The following is a 19,324-nucleotide window of genomic DNA, read 5'->3' as shown; positions in this document are numbered from 1 at the left end:
TGCACTGTTCGTTCCGCGCCATGACTCGGCGCTGTCGCGTAGATACGAGACACACCATAACGCGATGTATCGCGTCTCTCAACGGGATTACCCGAAGGAGTGACAAAGGGATTCCGACCTGCGCTTTCGCCCGCCGAGGCCTCGACCGACGACCGCTCGCGTCTCAGCCGATGACCGTGTACCCCGCCTCGCGCAGGGCTTGGCCGACCTCGACGCAGTGCGTACGGCCCTTCGTCTCCAGGTGCAGCTCGACCTCCGCCTCCGTGAGCCCGAGCCGTGGGTCGGTCCGTACGTGACTCACATCGAGGACGTTAGCGTCCACCACTGACAACACCCCCAAAAGCGTCGCGAGCGCGCCCGGCCGGTCCGTGAGCCGCAGCCGTACGGCCAGGTAGCGGCCCTGCGCGGCCATGCCGTGCCGCAGGACGCGCTCCAGCAGCACCGGGTCGACGTTGCCGCCGGACAGCACCGCGACGACCGGACCCTCGAAGGCGCCGGGGTCGCTCAGCAGCGCCGCGACGGGGCTCGCGCCGGCCGGCTCGACGACCAGCTTGGCCCGCTCCAGGCACAGCAGCAGGGCGGTGGCCAGCTCGTCCTCGCTGACCGTGCGGACCTCGTCCACCAGGTCGCCGATGATCCGGAACGGCACCTCTCCGGGTCGGCCGACCTTGATCCCGTCCGCCATCGTCACCGGGTTCTCGACGGCGACGGGGTGCCCGGCCGCCAGCGAGGGCGGATACGCCGCGGCACCGGCCGCCTGCACGCCCACGATCCGCACGTCGGGCCGCAGCGACTTCACCGCCATCGCGATACCCGCCGCGAGCCCGCCCCCGCCGATGCCGACGACGATCGTCCGCACCTCCGGGCACTGCTCGAGGATCTCCAGGCCGACCGTGCCCTGGCCGGCGATGATGTCGGGGTGGTCGAAGGGGTGGATGAACACCGCGCCCGTCTCGGCGGCGTACTCCTGCGCCGCGGTGAGCGTCTCGTCGACCACCTGGCCGTACAGGCGCACCTCGGCGCCGTAGTCCTGGGTGGCGCTGATCTTGGGGAGCGGGGCGCCCTTCGGCATGAACACCGTCGAGTGCACGCCGAGCAGCGACGACGCGAGGGCGACGCCCTGTGCGTGGTTGCCGGCGCTCGCGGCCACGACCCCCGCCGCCCGCTCCTCCGGGAGCAGCCCGGCGATCCGGACGTAGCCGCCGCGCAGCTTGAACGATCCCGTCCGCTGGAGGTTCTCGCATTTGAGGTGCACCGGCGCGCCCACCAGCTGGGACAGGTGCCTGCTGCCCTCCATCGCCGTCACGCGCGCCACGCCGGTCAGCATCTTCTGCGCCCCGCGCACGTCGTCGAGGGTGACGGGAGGCAAGGAGTCAGCCGTGCTGTAGCTCATGACCCAAGTCTCGCAGTTCACAGGCGCACGGCCCTGGTGTGACCAAGCACCGAGATGGGTTTGCGCAGCCCCGGTACACCCCGCGTCCGGGCCGCGTACCCTGTCCCCCAACCCAGCACCCCCTTCATGAAGTGAGCCCCCGGCCATGCCCACAACACCTGAAATGTCGATGGACATGACGACCGTCGCTGACAGCGGTCTCCTCGACACGCTGCAGCACGAGGTGGCGGTGTTCGCCCGTCGTGCCGAACAGACCCGGCTCGGTGGGGTCGGACAGGTGCGCAACTCCATGGACCGCGCCGCATACCTGCTGCTCAACCGCCTCGACAAGGAAGGCCCCATGGGCGTCAAGGCGCTCGCCGCGAGCATGGGGATCGACTCGTCGACGGTGACGCGCCAGGTGGCGCCCCTCGTCGACACAGGGCTCGTCAAGCGCACCTCGCACCCCGAGGACGGGCGGGCGGTGGTGCTCCAACTGTCCCCGCGCGGGCAGTCACGACTGGAGGAAGTGCGTTCGTCCCGGCGTCAGTTGATGGCCGAGCTGACGCAGGACTGGGCGCCGGAGGAGCGTGAGGCGTTCTGCACGCTCCTCACTCGCTTCAACACCGCGCTCTCGTCGCGGATGGCGGCGCAGGGAATCTCGGGCACGGACTCGCCCACGGCCTCCTGAGAGCCCTTTGAGCCTTTCGGCGCCGCGGTGACGCCCGTCGCCGCACCGAATCCGCCACCCGCACGCGCGCGTACTCGTGTGATCCGCTCCCGGCTCTTGACCCCGGGCCGCCACTGGCCTCATATGAAACCGGACCCTCCTCATGCGCGGCCGAAACGCGTCCCGCGCGGGGCCGGGGTCAGGTTCCTCAGGGTCGGCCAGGCAGGAGGGGCGGTGGGACGACAGCGAGTGGTCCAGGACGCCCGCCGGGACCGCGAGTTCGCGGCGTTCGTCGCGGGCGCGGCAGGGCGGCTGCTGCATGCCGCCACACTGCTCACCGCGGAGCCGCCGGGCGACAACCCGCGCGCGCGGCGCCTGCTGACGCTGTCCCTCGCGCACACGTACGCGTGCTGGGACCGACTGCGCGGCGAGGACCCGTACGACCGTGCACGCCAATACCTGGCCACCCGCTTCTCCCGGACCGTATGGCACCAGTACGGCCCTCTCGCCGCCCTCGGCCGGTCCCGCCCGCACCCCGACAGCCCGCTCGCCCGGCTCTCCCCGCAGGAACGCCTGATCCTGGTGCTGAGGCTGTACGAGGGTGTCGCCGAGGAGCAGGCGGCGGCCCTGCTCGGCATGCCCAGGGAGCGCGTCCACGCGATCTGTGACCGGGCGACGGCGACCCTGCTGCATCCTCCGCGCGAGCCCGCGCCGGCCGTGCTGGGCCCGAAGGCGGTGTCGCCGTGAATCGCGCCCAACGAGAAGCGGCCGCCCGGCGGATCATGGAGCGCACGCCGCCGCCGGTGCCGCCGGAGCTGTACGCCGAGGCCGTGCAGCGCGGCGGCCGCATGCTGCGCCGCAGGAAGGCCGCCGTGCTGCTGATGTGGCTGGTGCTGTTCGCCGCGACGATGGCGTTCGTGGTGTGGGCGCTGACGGCACGCCCCTGGGTGGAGCCGCCGTCGGAGACGACTCCACCGCTGACGGGCTGGTGAACCCTTCCTTCGGCCCCCTGCCCCTTCCTGCCGCCCTGAGGGCTAGCCGAGCGCCCGCTGGAGGTCCTCCAGGAGGTCCTCGACGTTCTCGATTCCCACGGAGAGGCGGACGAGGTCGGCGGGGACCTCGAGGGCGGAGCCGGTGACGGAGGCGTGGGTCATGCGGCCGGGGTGCTCGATGAGGGACTCGACGCCGCCCAGGGACTCGCCGAGCGTGAACACCTTGGCGCGGTTGCAGACCTCGACGGCCGCCGCCTCGCCGCCGGCGACACGGAAGGAGACCATGCCGCCGAACGCCTTCATCTGCTTGGCGGCGATCTCGTGACCGGGGTGGTCGGGCAGGCCCGGGTACTGAACGCTCGTCACGCGCGCGTGCCGGGTCAGCATGTCGGCGATCCTCGTGGCGTTCTCACTGTGCCGGTCCATGCGCACCGACAGCGTCTTGGTGCCGCGCAGCACCAGCCAGGAGTCGAAGGGCCCGGCGACCGCGCCCATCGCGTTCTGGTGGAAGGCCAGTTCCTCGCCGAGGCCTTCGTCGCTGACGATCAGCGCACCGCCGACGACGTCCGAGTGGCCGCCCATGTACTTGGTCAGGGAGTGCACCACGACGTCGGCACCGAGGGACAGCGGCTGCTGTAGATACGGCGTGGCGAAGGTGTTGTCGACGACGAGCTTCGCGCCCGCGTCCCGGCTGATCTGGGCGACGGCCGCGATGTCGGTGATGCCGAGCAGCGGGTTGGAGGGGGTCTCCACCCAGACGATCTTGGTCTTCGGGGTGATGGCGGCCCGGACGGCGGACGGATCGCTGGTGTCGGCGACCGACCATTCCACGCCCCACCGCGCGACGACCTTCGCGAACAGCCGGAACGTTCCGCCGTACGCGTCGTTGGGGATGACCACGTGATCGCCGGGGCTGAGCAGCGTACGCAACAGGCAGTCCTCGGCCGCCAGTCCGGACGCGAACGCGAGGCCGCGGCGGCCGCCCTCCAGGGCCGCGAGGTTCTCCTCCAGGGCGGTCCTCGTCGGATTGGCGCTACGGCTGTACTCGTAGCCGCCGCGCAGGCCGCCGACGCCGTCCTGCTTGTAGGTCGAGACCTGGTAGATCGGCGGGACGACCGCGCCGGTGAGGGGATCGGCGGTGTTTCCCGCATGGATCGCGAGGGTCTCGAAGTGCTGACTGATATGCCTGTCGCTCATGGGCACCGAGCGTAATGCGCGAACGGGGCGGATGCCGGACGGCAGGGGTTCCCGGCCGATTCCCGGCCCCACTCGGCCCGCCCGGCCCGCTCGACCCACCCGGCCCGTCCTGCACGCTCCGCCCGCCCACCTCGGACCCCGATTTCCACAGGCCCGCGCGCCACGGAACCCGTTTTCCACAGGCCGCCCGACCTCGTTGGCCAATTGTCGGCGGCGTCTGGAACGCTGGAGGCATGGAAATTCTCTGGGTCCTGATCGCGCTGCTCATGATCGGCTTTGTGGTCGTGCCGTTCATGCGGCGCAGGCGGGGCATGATCGAGCAGGTCCACCCCGGCCACCCGGACGCCGCGGACCCGGCGAATTACGGCTTCGTGCGGCAGGAGGAGCTGGACGTGCGCATGCCCGGCCCCGACCAGGACCTGCTGGATGTCCTGGACCTGGTGCAGCGCACACAGGACTACAGGGCGGCCTCCCAGCTCCTCGCCGGCACCGAGGCTGAGGGCGAGCGGCGCTGGCAGCGCGTGCAGGCCTTCGCGGGCGCCGCGTCACTGGAGCTCCAGCAGCGGCCGGGCGGCGTCAGCGAGTCGCCGGGCGGCCAGTGGCTGCGGGTATGGCGGACCGAGCAGCCCAAGGACGCGGGCGGCGCGGCCGTGCACGCGGAGTTCCTGGTGCAGCAGGCGTGGCGCACGGCGACGCCGGGCACGGACGAGTTCCGGATCATCATGGAGGAGGCGAAGTCGGCGTGCGGTGACGCGGCGCTGCTGGCCCCCGGCGACCCGATTCCGTACATCGTCGAGCTGTCGGTCGCGCGCGGACTCGCCTACCCCCGGGCGGAGTTCGAGCAGCTCTGGCTGAAGATCCTGGACCGCGCCCCGTCCCACATGGGCGCGCATCTGGCGGCCCTGCACTACTGGTGCGAGAAGTGGCACGGCTCGCGCCAGCTGGCCTACGAGTTCGCGGAAGCGGCGGCGGCCCGCTCACCCCAGGGCTCCCTCCTCGCCGCCATGCCGCTGTTCGCGGTGTTCGAGCACCTGCCCGAGGTGAACCTGGTCAGCGGCTTCTACCAGAGCGAGGTCGTGACGAAGGCGATCCACGGCGCGCTGTACGCCGTGCACGCGGCCCGCCCCGACGACCCGATGCTGGCGCACGTACGCCACCTGCTGGTGTTCTTCCTGGTCCGCGGCGAGCGCTGGGCCGAGGCCATGGACCAGCTGATACACGTCGACGGCCACATCGGCGCCCTCCCCTGGACCCTGTCCCCCGACCCGGCCGCCGAGTTCGCGGTCTACCGGGCGCTGGCCGTGGCGGGCTACGAGGCCAACGGCGGAAGCCCGGCGACCCTGCCGCACTGAGCCACGCACCCCCCGGAAAAAACCCGCATTGCCGCACTGACCTGCGGTAGGGCATACTCCGCTTCCCCCCACACCCACTTCGTCATGTCCATTTCTCGTGGGGGGAATTGCCCAACATGGGGGCAACTCTGCGTGCCGTGCGCGCGCTCATCCTGCTCGCCGGGTTCTATCTGCTCGGCTTCGTCATGCTCGGTGCGCTCGTCGCCGTCGACTGGGCCGTCGCGGAGGGCGGGGTCGGCAGCGTCACCGCCAAGGTGTGGATCGTCAGCGCGTTGCTGGCGATCCCCATCGTGCAGGGCATGTTCGCGCTGCGCACGCCCAAGGACGAACCGCCGCCCGGCCTGCTCGCGACCGAGCAGCAGGAGCCCGCGCTCTGGGCAGCCGTACGCACACTGGCCGAGGAGACCGGAACCCGCGCGCCGGACGTAATCGTCCTGACGCCGGACGTCAACGCGGCCGTCGCCGAGGACGCGACCCTCCTGGGCCTCAAGCCCGGCCGGCGCCGTATGTACATCGGGTTGCCGCTGATGGCGGGGCTGAGCGAACCGCAGCTGCGGGCCGTGCTGGCCCATGAGTTCGGCCACTACACGAACCACGACACCCGCCTCTCCGCGATCACCCTGCGCGGCCGCCTCCAGGTGCTGCGCACCGTCGCCAGCTTGCACGAACGTTCCCGCAAGAAGGTCGCGAAGGAGGAGGCCAAGCAGGAGAAGAAGAACGCCAAGCGGCTCGCCAAGGGCAAGACGACGGGCACGGTCGCCGCCGGGACGGCGGGCCTGAGTTACCGCCTCGCCGCCAAGCCGTTCCTCTGGTACGGCACCTTCTACCTGCGCGCCTCCCAGGGCGTGGGCCGGCGCCAGGAGCTCGCCGCCGACCTGGCCGCCGCGCGTATCGCCGGCCGCGACGCCACCGCGTCCGCGCTGCGCGAGATCCCCGTGCTGGACTCGGCCCACGGCTTCTACATGCAGTCGTACGCGACCCTCGGCACCGGCGCCGGACTGCTGCCGCCGCCCGGCGAGGTCTTCGGCGGGCTCCGCCATCTGCTGGCCGGGCGCGCCGACGAGCTGGACGAGATGCGGCAGGCCCTGCCCGAGGAGGAGCGGTCGCCGTACGACTCCCACCCTCCGATCGCCGAGCGCATCGCCCGCATCGAGCAACTCCCCGACGACGGCCGCGCCCTGACCGGCGCCCGCCCCGCGCTCGCCCTGCTCACCGACCCGGCCCACGCCTTCGCCGCACTGGAACAGGCCGCCCTCACCCCCGAGGCCCATCAGCTGCGCCGCACCGCCGACTGGACCCAGCTGGTCAACGAGTCGATGCTCTGGCACGCCGACCAGGACGCCGAGCCGCTGCGCACGGCCGCTACCGAACTCGACGGCGGCGACGGCTCCCTGGCCTCGTTCCTGGATGCCGTCGACGCGGGCAAGCTGTGGCAGATGGCCGACCGCCTGCCCAAGTCGCCGGAGGCGCAGGCCGCCACGGGCCGCGCGGCCCGCGAGTTCGCGCGCCCCCAGGTGCGCGCCCGCCTCTCGCGCATGGTCGTCTCCGAACTCGTCCGCCGCGGCCGGGCCCACTGGGAGCTGTCCTGGTCGGACCCGGCACGGCTGCGCCTGCCGGACGGTTACGAGGAGGCGCTGAAGCAGGCGCTGGACGCGGTGGTGGAGGACGTACCGGACACGCGGGAACTGCGGCAGTTGCTGGCGCGAGCGCAGTGACCGGCACCAACGGACAGGCCGAAGCCGGGTTCAGGGCCGACACCTGACCGAGGCCCGCCATCGAGCACAGCCCGTCCCCTTCCCCGTCCCACTCCCCTTTCCTCTTCCCCCTTCCCACTCCCCTTTCGTCTTCCCCTTCCCCGCTCAGGCCCCTCACTGCTCAAGGACGCAGACACACCCATGAGTCACATACTCCCGATCATCGTGATCCTGCTCGCGATCTACTCCTGGTACCGCACGCAGAAGAAGTCGGCGCCGAGCGGAGGCGGCGCGTCCGTCCGCAACCGGGATCTGGCCAAGGCCGCCGCCCAGCTGGGCTTCCTTCCCGGCGAGCAGCTGGACACCGACCGGGCCTACGCCCCCGACCCCCGGATCGCTGCCGTACGGGAAGCCGTACGGGCGGGGGACTGGAAGGCCGGTGCGCAGTTCCTGGCCGAGGCAGGGCGGGACTGGCAGGAGCGGGAGCGGCGCTCCAGCGTGCTGGCCGACGAGGCCGTCAAGGACGACTCCTGGCTGCTGGCCTGGCGCACCGAGCGGCCGGAGGACCCCGACATGGCGCTGGTGTTCGCAGAGTCAATGATCTACCTCGCCTGGGAGGTCCGCGGCTCGGCGACCGCCAAGCACACCACGCAGGAGCAGTTCGCGGGCTTCCGCCGGATCCTTGACCAGGCCCGTGAGGCGTGCGCGCGGGCGCAGGCGCTGGCCGGGGACGACCCGTGCCCGTTCATCGTGGAGATCCCGCTGGCGAAGGGCCTTGGATACCCGCACGAGAGGTTCGAGGAGATCTGGGCCGAGATCGTCCAGCGCGACCCGCACCACCTGGCCGCGCACACCTCCGCCCTCCAGTACTGGTGCGCGAAGTGGCGCGGCTCGCACGAGCTGGCGGAGGGCTTCGCCCGTTCCGCGGCCGAGAAGGGCACGCCGGGGCAGTTGCTGACCCTGCTGCCGCTGGAGGCGTACTTCGAGTACGAGATCCAGCACTCCGACCTGGAGCAGGACGAGTTCTACAAGCGCCCGGAAATCGTGGCGGCGGTCGACGCAGCCCTGGTCGACGTGGCGGCCGCGGCTGCCGCGGACCCCGAGGACTGGCGAATCCCGCCGGTCCGCCACCTGCTGGCCAGCCTGCTGTTCTGGCAGGACCGGTACGAGGCGGCGGCCGAGCAGTTCCGGCTGGTCGACGGGTACATCAACGCGGTGCCGTGGTCGTACCGGGGCGGCCGGGACGCGATGATCAAGGCCTATGTGCAGCAACGGGACTTCAGCGCCGCGCAGGTGGTGAAGGCGCGGGGCGGAATCTGAGCGCCCGGCCGTACGTTGAGGCGCGTACAGCAGCCGTCGCCCTCCGGGCTGCGCTGTGCCCGCGAGGAAGGAACCCTCATGCTCTTCGGCCGTACGCCCGTCCTGCCCACCCCTGAGCAGGCACTGCAGGGCCGTCCGGAACCGATCTTCCAGATCCCCGACCGGCACACGGTCCTCGGGAACCCGCTCCTCGGCCCCTACCCCGAGGGCCTGGAGATCGCCGACTTCGGACTGGGCTGCTTCTGGGGCGCCGAGCGCAAGTTCTGGCGGCTCCCGGCGGGCGTGTGGACCACCCTGGTCGGCTACCAGGGGGGTCACACCGAGAACCCCACCTACGAGGAGGTCTGCTCGGGCCTCACCGGCCACACGGAGGCCGTCCGCGTGGTCTTCGACCCGAGCGTCATCTCGTACGAAGGGCTCCTGAAGACCTTCTGGGAGTCCCACGACCCCACGCAGGGCTTCCGCCAGGGCAACGACGTCGGCACGCAGTACCGCTCGGCGATCTACCCGCACACCCCGGAACATGCGAAGACGGCCGAGGCGTCGCGCAGGTCCTACCAGGAGGTCCTGACCCGCTCCGGCTACGGCTCGATCACCACGGAGATACTGCCCGCGGAGGGGCGGGTCTTCTATCCGGCTGAGGGGTACCACCAGCAGTACTTGGACAAGAACCCCGCCGGGTACTGCGGCATCGGCGGGACCGGTGTGTCCTGCCCCGTTGGCGTGGCCCAGGCGGATGGCTGAGTACGCGGCGGTCTCGTGGATCAAGCCGCCTCTGCGGCGAGTGTCGCGCGGCCGGACGCGGGATTGCGGACGCGGGATACCAGATGCGGGATGCGGGATGCCCAGGACCTCCCCCAGGACCGGCGAAGGTGCGAAGGCTTCCGTGAGGCGTTGACCTTGACACGGTGACAAGGCCTTCACTGCTTGCCGAGGAGGTGGTCCCGATGACCATGACGCGACAGGCGACGGATGCGATCCGTGCGCTCCAGGCACTGGAGGACGGCCGTTCGTCCGTGCGGCTGCGGGCGGCTCTGGCGGTCGGCACGACGCCGGATCCGCGCTTCGTCGACAAGCTCGTCGAGCGTTGCGCGGTCGAGCCCGAGTTCTTCGTCCGCGACATGCTGACCTGGGCGCTCACCCGCCACCCGGTGTCCCTGACGCTCCCCGTGCTGCTCCGCGCAGTCCGCTCGGAGCGGGCGCAAGCACGGAGTCAAGCGCTGCACACGCTGTCCAAGATCGGGGACCGGCAGGCATGGCCGGCGATCACGCGGGCGCTCCTGTCCGACGTCGATGACGAGGTGGCGCGCAGCGCCTGGCGGACCGCAGTCGTGCTCGTGCCGGAAGGCGAGGAGTCCGGGCTGGCCGCCGTACTGGCGACGCAGTTCGGGCGCGGTGAGCGGGAGACGCAGCTGAGCCTCAGCCGGGCGCTGGTCGCACTGGGTGAGGCCGTTGTGCCGGCTCTGCGTGCTGCGACGACAGCCACCGACCGGCGGGTGCGCACGCACGCGCTCGCCACGGAACGGCTGCTGCAAGACCCCGATGCGGGATTCGAGTTCGCGATCGAGGAGGCGAAGCGCATCGTGGCCCTCGGCGGGTCCGGCCAGGAGGGACGATAGGAAGTGTTGATCGGTGAGGTGGCGCGACGGTCCGGGGTCAGTGCGCGCATGCTCAGGCATTACGAGTCGCTCGGCCTGTTGCGGCCCTCGGGTCGTACGGGCTCCGGCTATCGGGAGTACTCCGGCGAGGACATCCGGCGGATCTTCCACATCGAGAGCCTGAGGTCGCTGGGGTTGTCGCTGCGTGAGATCGGACGCGCGCTCGACGATCCCCGCTTCACGCCCTCGGCGCTCGTCGACGACCTCATCCGTCAGACACACGAACGCATCACGGCCGAGAACGAGATGCTCACGCGGCTCCGCCGGATCGATGCCGCGGAACCCACCGACTGGGAGGACGTCCTCCAGGTCGTCGCCTTCCTCCAGGCGCTGGGGTCGAAGAGCGCAGCCGCCCGCCAGCGCGCAGCCCTCTCCTCGGCCGGCGAGGTTCCGGTGCCGGTGGAAGCCCTGGTCGAGGCGGTACTGAGGGAGTCGGATCCGAACGTCGCCGGAGCCCTTCGATGGGCGCTGGCGCGATCGGGTGACGGCGGCACGGCACTGCTCGCGGAGGGCCTCGACTCACCGGTGGCCGCGGTGCGGGAGCGGGCCGTTCAGACCCTCGCAGAGATGCCCGGTGACGAGGCCACCGCCCGGCTGCGGGACGCCCTCGCGAACCCCGATGTCGTCGTCCGCGGCCATGCGGCTCTGGCGCTCGGGACGCGTGGAGTGGCCGAGGCGATCCCGGCGCTCATCGACATGATCGTGGCGGGGAAGAACGACACCGATGCCGCCGATGCGCTGAGCATGCTGGCCGGCGACCCCGCGACGGTGGATCCGACCGCCGCGGAACAGATCGCCTCCGGGCTCGTCGACCGCCTCGCCCACAAGGCCACCGAAGCACCCGCACGCGTACGGCTGACCCAGGCGCTGGCGGACATCCCGGGGAACACGGTTTCGGATGCCCTCGTGGACCTGTCGCAGGACGGGGAACGTGCCGTTGCGCTGACCGCGGCGTACCTTCTCCGGCTACGCGACGCACGGTGACGGACGGGTTCATCCTGGCGTGCCGCGGGCGGCGGAGTCTGTGCCGGTCGGCCTCCGCCGTCCGTCGGGCCCGCCTCCGGTCAGCCCTCGGCGCGGGCGGGCAGCCGCCATCCCGGGCGCGGGAAGTGGCAGGTGTAGCCGTCCGGGTAGCGCTGGAGATAGTCCTGGTGCTCGGGCTCGGCCTCCCAGAAGGGGCCCACCGGCTCGACCTCGGTGACGACCTTGCCCGGCCACAGGCCAGAGGCGTCCACATCCGCGATCGTGTCCTCGGCGATCCGCTTCTGCTCGTCGTCCACGTAGTAGATCGCCGAGCGGTAGCTGAGGCCTATGTCGTTGCCCTGGCGGTCCTTCGTGCTCGGGTCGTGGATCTGGAAGAAGAACTCCAGGATCGCGCGATAGTCGGTCTTCGCGGGGTCGAAAAGGATCTCGATGGCCTCCGCGTGCGTGCCGTGGTTGCGGTACGTCGCGTTCGGCACGTCACCCCCGGTGTATCCCACCCGGGTCGCCGTCACGCCCGGCAGTCGGCGGATCAGCTCCTCCATCCCCCAGAAGCATCCGCCTGCCAGCACGGCCCTCTGCGTCTGCGCAGCCATCGTGGCCCTCCTATATCGGTCAGCTCGGTCACTCGGGCTGCTCTGCTCGCACACCGGCATCCCATGCCCACTGCTGTCAACGCATGAGGGGTCCTGGCGATTCCGCCGTCCTCGCCCTCGCCCGTGCCCGCCGCCCCTCCTCTACCCCTGCCCGCCGCCCGCTGCTCGCTGCCCGCCGCCCGCTCCGGGTGGAGAAGGCATTCCCGTCAGCCGGATTCAGCCGTCCCCTTCGACTCGGCAGTCGTGTCCGAGGTCGTCTCGGGCTTCGTGTAGAGCACTTCCCTGGCCTGCTCCGCGGCGCGGGCCGTGCTCTCGGAGACGAAGTCGAGGAAGCGGGCGATGTTGTCGAGGCGGGTGGCGGCCGGGGTGCCGGGGCCGAGAACTCCGACGCCCTGCCGTGCGGTCACGACGACCTGGGCGATGGCGCGGGCGCTGGCCATCAGCGATTCGTACCAGACGTCGTCGTCGACGACGTAGCGCTCTCGGCGGCGTTCGTCGCGTTCCCGGCGGACGAAGCCCTGGCTGTCGAGGAACGTGATCGCCTTGGAGACGGACGCCGGGCTGACCTGAAGGCGCTGGACGAGTTCGGACGCGGTCAGGCTGCCCGCGTCGGTGATGGTGAGACAGGCCATCACCCTGGACATCATCTTGGGCATGCCCGACTGCATGAAGACGGTCGTGAGCAGCTCCTCGTACTCACGTACGGCCTCGGCGTCCCGCCCGTGGGCCTGCGGGGGCGCCTCCGATCCCCGGGGCGCGGCCTGCCTGCGCCGGTGGGCGCGGTGTTCGGTGGCACGGTGGGCGAGGTCGGCCCGGTAGGCGGTCGGGCCGCCGTTTCGCATCACCTCGCGCGTGACCGTCGAGGTGGGACGGTCGAGGCGTCTGGCGATCTCCGCGTAGGCGAGGCCGTCGGCCAGTCCCAGCGCGATCTGCTGGCGTTCCTGCTGGGTGAGTCTGCCTCCGGGCACCGCGATCTCCTTCACATGTTCTGGTGTCGCCCAGCATAGCGTTCAGTTCCATTTCATTGCAACGAACAGTCGCATTCCGTTGCATTACTTTCAGAACCGTTGCAACGAAATTCCCTATCTGAGCTGCGAATATGTCGCCATAGCGCAACGACTTCATTGCGCGATCCTTGAACGCAACGTAGCTTTTCCCTCATCGGAAACAACGAGTCAAGGAGAGCAACGATGCAGAAGTTCGACACCCCCGCCCCCGTCTCCGCCGTCCTCGACATCCCCGCCGGACGCATCCGTCTCATCGCCGCCGACCGGGCCGACACCACCGTCGAGGTCCTCCCCGCGGACGCCTCCAAGAGCCGCGACGTGCAGGCGGCGGAGCAGACCGAGGTCGCCTACGGCGACGGCGTCCTGCGCATCGAGGTGCCGGCGGCGAAGAACCGGATCCTCGGCGCCTCCTCCGGGTCGATCGAGGTGACGGTCCAACTGCCCGCCGGCTCCCGCGTCGAGGCGAAGGCGGCCGCCGCCGACCTCCGCGGCGTCGGACGCCTCGGCGACGTCACCTTCGAGGGCGCGCAGGGCACGGTCAAGCTCGACGAGACCGCGAGCGCCCGCCTCGCCCTCCAGGCCGGCGACATCACGGTCGGCCGCCTCACCGGGCCCGCGGAGATCAGGACGCTGAAGGGCGACCTCCACATCACCGAAGCCGTGCGCGGCACCGTCACGCTGCGCACCGAGCACGGCGAGATCTCGGTCGGCGCCGCCCGCGGGGTCTCCGCCTCCCTGGACGCCGGCACCACCTACGGCCGGATCCACAACTCGCTCAAGAACGCCGACGGCGCCGCCGCCGGCCTGAACATCCACGCGACCACCGCCTACGGCGACGTGACCGCCCGCAGCCTCTGACCCGCCCGCAGCTGTAGAAGGAGCACCCCTCATGACCAACGTGGCCATCGCGGCGAACGGGCTGCGCAAGTCCTACGGCGACAAGCTCGTCCTCGACGGCGTCGACGTGGCCGTCCCGGAAGGAACGGTCTTCTCCCTGCTCGGCCCGAACGGCGCCGGCAAGACCACGGCCGTGAAGATCCTGTCCACCCTCATCACCGCCGAGGGCGGACAGGCGCAGGTCGCGGGTCACGACCTCGCCGCCGACCCGCAGGCCGTGCGTGCCGCGATCGGCGTGACCGGGCAGTTCTCCGCCGTCGACGGCCTGATCACCGGCGAGGAGAACATGCTCCTGATGGCGGACCTGCACCACCTGTCCAAGCGCGAAGGGCGGCGCGTCGCCGCCGAGTTGCTGGAGCGCTTCGACCTCACCGAGGCCGCCAAGAAGCCCGCCTCCACCTACTCCGGCGGTATGAAGCGCCGCCTCGACATCGCCATGACCCTGGTCGGCAACCCGCGGATCATCTTCCTCGACGAGCCGACCACCGGTCTCGACCCGCGCTCCCGGCACAACATGTGGCAGATCATCCGCGAGCTCGTCTCCGGTGGTGTCACCGTCTTCCTCACCACGCAGTACCTGGAGGAGGCCGACGAACTCGCCGACCGTATCGCCGTGCTCAACGACGGGAAGATCGCCGCCGAGGGCACCGCCGCCGAACTCAAGCGGCTCATCCCCGGCGGACACGTCCGGCTCCGCTTCACCGACCCGGCCACCTACCAGAACGCCGCGACGGCACTGAGTGAAGCCACCCGAAACGACGAGGCCCTCGCCCTGCAGATCCCCAGCGACGGCAGTCAGCGCGAGCTGCGCTCGATCCTCGACTGGCTCGACGCCGCCGGCATCGAGGCCGACGAACTCACCGTGCACACCCCGGACCTCGACGACGTCTTCTTCGCCCTGACCGGCGGCACCGCCATCCCCCACCAGCCCAACCGGCCCAACCAGCCCAGCCGGCCCAACCAGCCCAAGGAGAACGTCCGATGAGCTCCCTCTCCCTCGCCGTACGCGACTCCACCACCATGCTGCGCCGCAACCTCCTGCACGCGCGCCGCTACCCCTCCCTCACCCTGAACCTCCTGCTCACCCCGATCATGCTCCTGCTGCTCTTCGTCTACATCTTCGGCGACACCATGAGCGCGGGCATCGGCGGAGGCGGCGCGGACCGCTCGAAGTACATCGCCTACATCGTCCCGGGTCTGCTGCTGATGACCATCGGCAGCACCACCATCGGCACCGCCGTGTCCGTCGCCACGGACATGACCGAGGGCATCATCGCCCGCTTCCGCACCATGGCCATCCACCGCGGATCGGTCCTCATCGGACACGTCATCGGAAGCGTGCTGCAGTCGGTCCTCAGCGTGGTCCTCGTCGGAGCCGTCGGCGTGGCCATCGGCTTCCGCTCCACCGACGCCACGGTCCTGGAATGGCTCGCGGCGTTCGGGCTGCTCGTGCTCTTCGCCATGGCTCTCACCTGGATCGCGGTAGGCATGGGCCTGTCCAGCCCGAACGCCGAGGCCGCCAGCAACCAGGCCATGCCGCTGATCCTGCTGCCCCTCCTGTCCAGCGCCTTCGTCCCCGTCGACGCGATGCCGGGCTGGTTCCAGCCGATCGCCGAGTACCAGCCCTTCACCCCGGCCATCGAAACCCTGCGCGGCCTGCTCCTCGGGAGCGAGATCGGCCACAACGGATGGCTGGCCGTCGTCTGGTGCCTGGGCCTCGCGGTGCTCGGCTACTTCTGGTCGACCTCGAAGTTCAACGACGACCCGAAGTAACTGCCATGACAACGCGGGCCATCCCGCAACGCGCTTCACCAGAGGGCGGCGACCGCAAAGGTCACCGCCCTCTGGTGCTGCAACGGTCACCGTCCTCCAGGTGCCGCAATGGCCAGGACGCGATCGCGCAGGACGGGGAGTTCGGAGCGGATCCGGGCCACCTGGGTCATGTCGCAGTCCACCGTCAGCGTCTCCTGTGCGGTGCCGGCCTCGCCCAGCACGGTGCCCCACGGGTCGATGGCCATGCTGTGCCCGGCCTGCCGCATGCCGGCATGCTCACCGGTCGCGCAGCAGGCCAGGAGGAAGACCTGCTCCTCCAGGGCCCTGGTGCGCGTGAGGAGCTGCCAGTGGGTGAGACGAGCCGCGGGCCACGCGGCGGGCACCACGATCAGCTCCGCGCCCGCGTCGAGCAGACCCCGGAACAGTTCGGGGAAGCGCAGGTCGTAACAGATGGCGAGGCCGATCACGCCGAAGTCGGTGGGGACGGTGACGATGTCGTCGCCACCGCCCATCAGAGTCGCCTCGCCGGTGTCGAAGCCGTACCGATGGATCTTGCGATAGCGACCGCGCAGGTCGCCGGACCGGTCGAAGAGGAGGGCGGTGTTGTACAGCGTCCCGTCCGCGTCCCGCTCCACGATCGATCCGGCGTGGAGCCACGTGCCGGCCTGGCGTGCGGCGGCGGACATGACCTCGGCCGTGGGGCCGTCGGTCTCTTCGGCATCGCGCTGCCAGCCGTCGTACGCCCACGCACCGGCCGTCCACAGCTCCGGCAGGACCACCAGATCGTCGCCTCTTCGCTCGCGGACCAGCGAGGCTGCTCTACGGCGGCGTTCGTCGGCGGAATCCGACGAGTCCACGGAGAGCTGTATCAGCGAGGCACGCATGGCTGTCACCTCCGTGACCGTCCCCTTCTACGAGCGTAGGGCGGCAGCCGCTCTCCCGCGCGATTGTCGGACCCTGCTGCTTTCATGGGGGCATGGCCAACACAAGCGTCGTCGTGGAGCGGCATATCGCCGCAGGTCAGGGCCCTGTCTGGGAGGCCGTGACCGACCTTCGGGGTATGGAGCGCGTGCTCAGTGGGGTGTCGAAGGTCGAGGTGCTGACGGACGGCGCCTTCGGCGTCGGTACGCGGTGGCGGGAGACCCGGAAGATGTTCGGGAAGGAGGCCACCGAGGAGATGTGGGTGACCGCCTGCGAGCCACCCGAGCGGTATGTCGTGGAGGCCGAGTCGCACGGAACCCACTACGTCTCGGAGTGGGAGCTGCTCGCGGACGGACCGTCGGCGACGACGGTCCGGATGACGTTCTCGGGCTCGCCCGTCGCGAGCGCCGGAGCCGTCGCGGGACTGCTCGCGAAGATCCTCGGCGGCGTGGGTGCGCGCGCGGTGCGCAAAGCCATCGCGAAGGACCTGGACGACGTCGCCTCCGCGGTCGAGGGCCGAAGGCCGTAGACGGTCGAAACCCGCCTCTACGGCCCTACGCCCCCGAGGTCCCCGCGGCCCCGGCCGCCCCCGCCTTCGTCGCGTCCGCGCCCCAACTGGCCAGCAACCTCAGCGCCTCCGCCGACGCTGACCCCGGCTCCGCGTGGTACGTGATCAGGACCTGTTCCGTGCCGTCGGACAGGCGGAACGACTCGAAGTTCAGGGCGAGTTCGCCCACCAGCGGGTGCCGCAGGCGCTTGACGCCGTAGCTCTTCTCCTTGACGTCGTGGTTGGCCCACAGCCGCCGGAACTCCTCGCTCTTGAGGGAGAGTTCGCCGACCAGGGCGGACAGCCGCGGGTCGTCGGAGTGGCAGCCGGCGTCCATGCGCAGGAAGGCGACCATGTCGGACGCCTTCTGGTCCCATTCCACGAACAGATCACGGTACTCGGGCCTCAGGAACACCAGCCGTGCCCAGTTCCGCTCCTGCGCCGGCAACTCCGACCAGTCGCCGAAGACCGCCGCCGCCATCCGGTTCCAGGCGAGGATGTCCGAGCGCCGGCCCGAGACGTACGCGGGGACGCCGTCGATCGAGTCCAGCAGCTGCCGCAGTGCCGGCCGCACCTGCTCCGTCCGCGTGGCCGGCTTCTTCTTGTGCTGCTTCGGCTTCGCGAGATGCGTGAGGTGCGAGTGCTCGGCGTCGCTCAGGCGCAGGGCACGGGCGATCGCGTTCAGGACCTCCGCCGAGACGTTCCGCCCGTTGCCCTGCTCCAGGCGCGTGTAGTACGCCACGGACACTCCGGCCAGCTGTGCCAGCTCCTCGCGCCGCAGCCCCGGCACCCTGCGGTGCCGCCCGTAGTCCGGCAGCCCGACGTCCTCCGGCTTCAGCCGGGCACGCCGAGTGCGCAGAAACTCGCTGAGCTCGGCGCGCGGGTCCAGGCCGGCGCCGGTTTCGGCGGCTCCCCTCGTCGATTCGGGCTCATCGTCCATGCCTCAAGTATTCCCGGTCGTACGCACACCAGCCTGTCCCCGTCAGTGGTAGGACCGGCAGACGTACGTACAACCGGGGTCTGGGTACTTTCTGCGCTCTCCACCAGGCTGAATGCCGTGCCCGGACGGAAGCAGAACCAGACCAGAAGGCAGCCGGGCGCAGAACCCCCGCTAGGAGAACCCCGGCATGACCACCGTTGCCGCATACGCAGCACCCGCCGCCAAGGCTCCGCTGGAGCGCACCACGATCGAGCGCCGTGAGGTCGGCGAGTTCGACGTCCTGATCGACATCAAGTTCGCCGGTATCTGCCACTCCGACATCCACCAGGCCCGCGAGGGCTGGGGCGAGGCGATCTTCCCGATGGTGCCCGGTCACGAGATCGCGGGCATCGTCTCCGAGGTCGGCTCCGGGGTCACCAAGTACCGGGTCGGCGACCGTGTGGGCGTCGGCTGCCTGGTCGACTCCTGCCGCGAGTGCGAGAACTGCAAGGCCGGTCTGGAGCAGTACTGCACCGGCGGCAACGTCGGCACGTACAACGCCGTCGGCAAGGACGGCGAGCCCACCTACGGCGGCTACTCGCAGAAGGTCGTCGTCGACGAGAACTTCGTCGTCCGCATCCCCGACGGCCTGTCCCTCGACGTCGCCGCGCCGCTCCTGTGCGCCGGCATCACCACGTACTCCCCGCTCCGGCACTGGAGCGCCGGCCCGGGCAAGAAGGTCGCGATCCTCGGCATGGGCGGCCTCGGCCACATGGGCGTGAAGATCGCGCACGCGCTCGGCGCCGAGGTGACGGTCCTGTCGCAGTCGCTGCGCAAGAAGGACGACGGGCTGAAGCTGGGCGCGGACCACTACTACGCCACCAGCGACCCGAAGACCTTCGAGGAGCTGCGCGGCACCTTCGACCTGATCCTGTCCACGGTCTCGGCCCCGCTGAACCTGGACCAGTTCCTGTCCCTCCTCAGGACGGACGGCGCGTTCGTGAACGTCGGCGCGCCCGAGGAGCCCGTCGCGCTCAACCTCTTCTCGGTGATCGGCGGCCGCAAGACCCTCGCCGGCTCCGGCATCGGCGGCATTCAGGAGACCCAGGAGATGCTGGACTTCTGCGCCGAGCACGGCCTGGGCGCCGAGATCGAGCTGATCGCCGCCTCCGAGATCAACGAGGCGTACGAGCGGGTGCTGAACAGCGACGTGCGGTACCGCTTCGTGATCGACACGGCGACGATCTGATCGTTCGTTCCCTGTTCCAGGGCCCCGGAGCGGCACCGCTCCGGGGCCTTCGGCGTACCCGGCTCGTGGACAGGCGGAGTACCGGAGGAGTACGGCCACCCCTCCTCAGGACCGATGTGCCGTGCGGCGGCCCTGCCTAGCGTGGAACCAGGAGCCCGTCCGAACCGTGCACACGAGGA

20 protein-coding genes are annotated in these 19,324 nt (G+C 70.6%); 14 read left to right on the top strand and 6 right to left on the bottom strand.

Annotated elements, in window-relative coordinates; all coding sequences use genetic code 11:
- Positions 1-163: 163 nt before the first annotated feature.
- Positions 164-1,393, bottom strand: a complete 1,230-nt coding sequence (ilvA, locus tag ACZ7L5_RS20010) for a threonine ammonia-lyase (protein ID WP_365061093.1) — start codon at positions 1,391-1,393, stop codon at positions 164-166.
- Between the two features lie 163 nt (positions 1,394-1,556).
- On the opposite strand from ilvA, the gene ACZ7L5_RS20005 reads away from it, so the two are divergent.
- From ACZ7L5_RS20005 to ACZ7L5_RS19995, 3 genes are all read left to right on the top strand, one after another.
- Entirely contained in the window at positions 1,557-2,063 is a 507-nt protein-coding gene (locus ACZ7L5_RS20005) for a MarR family winged helix-turn-helix transcriptional regulator (protein WP_328879640.1), read from the top strand.
- Positions 2,064-2,276: 213 nt separating this feature from the next.
- Positions 2,277-2,789 carry a sigma factor-like helix-turn-helix DNA-binding protein gene (locus tag ACZ7L5_RS20000; RefSeq protein WP_365061095.1) on the top strand — a complete coding sequence of 171 codons (513 nt, stop codon included), beginning with the start codon at positions 2,277-2,279 and terminating at the stop codon, positions 2,787-2,789.
- Positions 2,786-3,034 (top strand): hypothetical protein, encoded by a 249-nt coding sequence (locus ACZ7L5_RS19995; RefSeq protein ID WP_365061097.1) that lies wholly within the window; start codon positions 2,786-2,788, stop codon positions 3,032-3,034. The genes ACZ7L5_RS20000 and ACZ7L5_RS19995 overlap by 4 nt, the downstream gene beginning before the upstream one ends.
- 42 nt (positions 3,035-3,076) lie before the next feature.
- On the opposite strand, the gene ACZ7L5_RS19990 is transcribed toward ACZ7L5_RS19995, so the two are convergent.
- Entirely contained in the window at positions 3,077-4,231 is a 1,155-nt protein-coding gene (locus ACZ7L5_RS19990; protein ID WP_363037908.1) for a cystathionine gamma-synthase, read from the bottom strand.
- Positions 4,232-4,464: 233 nt separating this feature from the next.
- Between ACZ7L5_RS19990 and ACZ7L5_RS19985 the strand changes: the two genes are divergently transcribed.
- From ACZ7L5_RS19985 to ACZ7L5_RS19960, 6 genes are all read left to right on the top strand, one after another.
- Positions 4,465-5,583: a hypothetical protein gene (locus ACZ7L5_RS19985; protein WP_471518162.1), complete on the top strand. Its 1,119-nt coding sequence runs from the start codon at positions 4,465-4,467 to the stop codon at positions 5,581-5,583.
- Between the two features lie 116 nt (positions 5,584-5,699).
- A complete protein-coding gene (locus ACZ7L5_RS19980) occupies positions 5,700-7,298 on the top strand; it encodes a M48 family metalloprotease (protein ID WP_471518161.1) in 1,599 nt (532 codons plus the stop codon).
- A gap of 180 nt (positions 7,299-7,478) precedes the next feature.
- The gene (locus ACZ7L5_RS19975; protein WP_471518160.1) at positions 7,479-8,597 is read left to right on the top strand and encodes a hypothetical protein; all 1,119 of its coding nucleotides are present in this window, start codon (positions 7,479-7,481) and stop codon (positions 8,595-8,597) included.
- A gap of 78 nt (positions 8,598-8,675) precedes the next feature.
- Positions 8,676-9,341, top strand: a complete 666-nt coding sequence (gene msrA / locus ACZ7L5_RS19970) for a peptide-methionine (S)-S-oxide reductase MsrA (protein WP_471518159.1) — start codon at positions 8,676-8,678, stop codon at positions 9,339-9,341.
- A 203-nt stretch (positions 9,342-9,544) separates the two neighbouring features.
- Positions 9,545-10,216 carry a HEAT repeat domain-containing protein gene (locus tag ACZ7L5_RS19965; RefSeq protein WP_471518158.1) on the top strand — a complete coding sequence of 224 codons (672 nt, stop codon included), beginning with the start codon at positions 9,545-9,547 and terminating at the stop codon, positions 10,214-10,216.
- A 3-nt stretch (positions 10,217-10,219) separates the two neighbouring features.
- Complete coding sequence (locus tag ACZ7L5_RS19960) at positions 10,220-11,239, top strand: MerR family transcriptional regulator (RefSeq protein WP_471518157.1); 1,020 nt, start codon at positions 10,220-10,222, stop codon at positions 11,237-11,239.
- 80 nt (positions 11,240-11,319) lie between these two features.
- Here the strand turns inward: ACZ7L5_RS19960 and msrA (ACZ7L5_RS19955) are convergent, their stop codons facing one another.
- Together msrA (ACZ7L5_RS19955) and ACZ7L5_RS19950 are read right to left on the bottom strand one after the other, a co-directional pair.
- The gene (gene msrA / locus ACZ7L5_RS19955; protein WP_471518156.1) at positions 11,320-11,832 is read right to left on the bottom strand and encodes a peptide-methionine (S)-S-oxide reductase MsrA; all 513 of its coding nucleotides are present in this window, start codon (positions 11,830-11,832) and stop codon (positions 11,320-11,322) included.
- Positions 11,833-12,038: 206 nt separating this feature from the next.
- On the bottom strand, positions 12,039-12,800 hold the full coding sequence (locus ACZ7L5_RS19950; protein WP_471518155.1) for a helix-turn-helix domain-containing protein: 762 nt from the start codon (positions 12,798-12,800) through the stop codon (positions 12,039-12,041).
- A 222-nt stretch (positions 12,801-13,022) separates the two neighbouring features.
- Here ACZ7L5_RS19950 and ACZ7L5_RS19945 point away from each other — a divergent pair, with 222 nt between their 5' ends.
- The 3 genes from ACZ7L5_RS19945 to ACZ7L5_RS19935 are packed head-to-tail and all read left to right on the top strand — an operon-like array spanning position 13,023 to position 15,509.
- Entirely contained in the window at positions 13,023-13,697 is a 675-nt protein-coding gene (locus ACZ7L5_RS19945) for a DUF4097 family beta strand repeat-containing protein (protein ID WP_471518154.1), read from the top strand.
- A 31-nt stretch (positions 13,698-13,728) separates the two neighbouring features.
- Positions 13,729-14,721 carry an ATP-binding cassette domain-containing protein gene (locus tag ACZ7L5_RS19940; RefSeq protein ID WP_471518153.1) on the top strand — a complete coding sequence of 331 codons (993 nt, stop codon included), beginning with the start codon at positions 13,729-13,731 and terminating at the stop codon, positions 14,719-14,721.
- On the top strand, positions 14,718-15,509 hold the full coding sequence (locus tag ACZ7L5_RS19935) for an ABC transporter permease (RefSeq protein ID WP_471518152.1): 792 nt from the start codon (positions 14,718-14,720) through the stop codon (positions 15,507-15,509). The genes ACZ7L5_RS19940 and ACZ7L5_RS19935 overlap by 4 nt, the downstream gene beginning before the upstream one ends.
- An 86-nt stretch (positions 15,510-15,595) precedes the next feature.
- Here the strand turns inward: ACZ7L5_RS19935 and ACZ7L5_RS19930 are convergent, their stop codons facing one another.
- Entirely contained in the window at positions 15,596-16,393 is a 798-nt protein-coding gene (locus ACZ7L5_RS19930; RefSeq protein WP_471518151.1) for a carbon-nitrogen family hydrolase, read from the bottom strand.
- Between the two features lie 92 nt (positions 16,394-16,485).
- Here ACZ7L5_RS19930 and ACZ7L5_RS19925 point away from each other — a divergent pair, with 92 nt between their 5' ends.
- Positions 16,486-16,959: an SRPBCC family protein gene (locus tag ACZ7L5_RS19925; RefSeq protein ID WP_471518150.1), complete on the top strand. Its 474-nt coding sequence runs from the start codon at positions 16,486-16,488 to the stop codon at positions 16,957-16,959.
- Positions 16,960-16,984: 25 nt separating this feature from the next.
- On the opposite strand, the gene ACZ7L5_RS19920 is transcribed toward ACZ7L5_RS19925, so the two are convergent.
- Positions 16,985-17,917: a helix-turn-helix domain-containing protein gene (locus tag ACZ7L5_RS19920; RefSeq protein ID WP_471518149.1), complete on the bottom strand. Its 933-nt coding sequence runs from the start codon at positions 17,915-17,917 to the stop codon at positions 16,985-16,987.
- Between the two features lie 187 nt (positions 17,918-18,104).
- Here ACZ7L5_RS19920 and ACZ7L5_RS19915 point away from each other — a divergent pair, with 187 nt between their 5' ends.
- A complete protein-coding gene (locus ACZ7L5_RS19915; RefSeq protein WP_471518148.1) occupies positions 18,105-19,145 on the top strand; it encodes an NAD(P)-dependent alcohol dehydrogenase in 1,041 nt (346 codons plus the stop codon).
- Positions 19,146-19,324: the final 179 nt, after the last annotated feature.

The organism is Streptomyces sp. NPDC107528 (assembly GCF_055639295.1).
This window is presented reverse-complemented; position numbering and strand designations above follow the sequence as displayed.

What these genes read in the sequence shown, in the direction of transcription:
- ilvA (WP_365061093.1), bottom strand. Translation starts at nt 1,393, where the DNA reads ATGAGCTACAGCACGGCTGACTCCTTGCCTCCCGTCACCCTCGACGAC.
- ACZ7L5_RS20005 (WP_328879640.1), top strand. Translation starts at nt 1,557, where the DNA reads ATGTCGATGGACATGACGACCGTCGCTGACAGCGGTCTCCTCGACACG.
- ACZ7L5_RS19990 (WP_363037908.1), bottom strand. Translation starts at nt 4,231, where the DNA reads ATGAGCGACAGGCATATCAGTCAGCACTTCGAGACCCTCGCGATCCAT.
- ACZ7L5_RS19985 (WP_471518162.1), top strand. Translation starts at nt 4,465, where the DNA reads ATGGAAATTCTCTGGGTCCTGATCGCGCTGCTCATGATCGGCTTTGTG.
- ACZ7L5_RS19980 (WP_471518161.1), top strand. Translation starts at nt 5,700, where the DNA reads ATGGGGGCAACTCTGCGTGCCGTGCGCGCGCTCATCCTGCTCGCCGGG.
- ACZ7L5_RS19975 (WP_471518160.1), top strand. Translation starts at nt 7,479, where the DNA reads ATGAGTCACATACTCCCGATCATCGTGATCCTGCTCGCGATCTACTCC.
- msrA (WP_471518159.1), top strand. Translation starts at nt 8,676, where the DNA reads ATGCTCTTCGGCCGTACGCCCGTCCTGCCCACCCCTGAGCAGGCACTG.
- ACZ7L5_RS19965 (WP_471518158.1), top strand. Translation starts at nt 9,545, where the DNA reads ATGACCATGACGCGACAGGCGACGGATGCGATCCGTGCGCTCCAGGCA.
- msrA (WP_471518156.1), bottom strand. Translation starts at nt 11,832, where the DNA reads ATGGCTGCGCAGACGCAGAGGGCCGTGCTGGCAGGCGGATGCTTCTGG.
- ACZ7L5_RS19945 (WP_471518154.1), top strand. Translation starts at nt 13,023, where the DNA reads ATGCAGAAGTTCGACACCCCCGCCCCCGTCTCCGCCGTCCTCGACATC.
- ACZ7L5_RS19940 (WP_471518153.1), top strand. Translation starts at nt 13,729, where the DNA reads ATGACCAACGTGGCCATCGCGGCGAACGGGCTGCGCAAGTCCTACGGC.
- ACZ7L5_RS19935 (WP_471518152.1), top strand. Translation starts at nt 14,718, where the DNA reads ATGAGCTCCCTCTCCCTCGCCGTACGCGACTCCACCACCATGCTGCGC.
- ACZ7L5_RS19930 (WP_471518151.1), bottom strand. Translation starts at nt 16,393, where the DNA reads ATGCGTGCCTCGCTGATACAGCTCTCCGTGGACTCGTCGGATTCCGCC.
- ACZ7L5_RS19925 (WP_471518150.1), top strand. Translation starts at nt 16,486, where the DNA reads ATGGCCAACACAAGCGTCGTCGTGGAGCGGCATATCGCCGCAGGTCAG.
- ACZ7L5_RS19920 (WP_471518149.1), bottom strand. Translation starts at nt 17,917, where the DNA reads ATGGACGATGAGCCCGAATCGACGAGGGGAGCCGCCGAAACCGGCGCC.
- ACZ7L5_RS19915 (WP_471518148.1), top strand. Translation starts at nt 18,105, where the DNA reads ATGACCACCGTTGCCGCATACGCAGCACCCGCCGCCAAGGCTCCGCTG.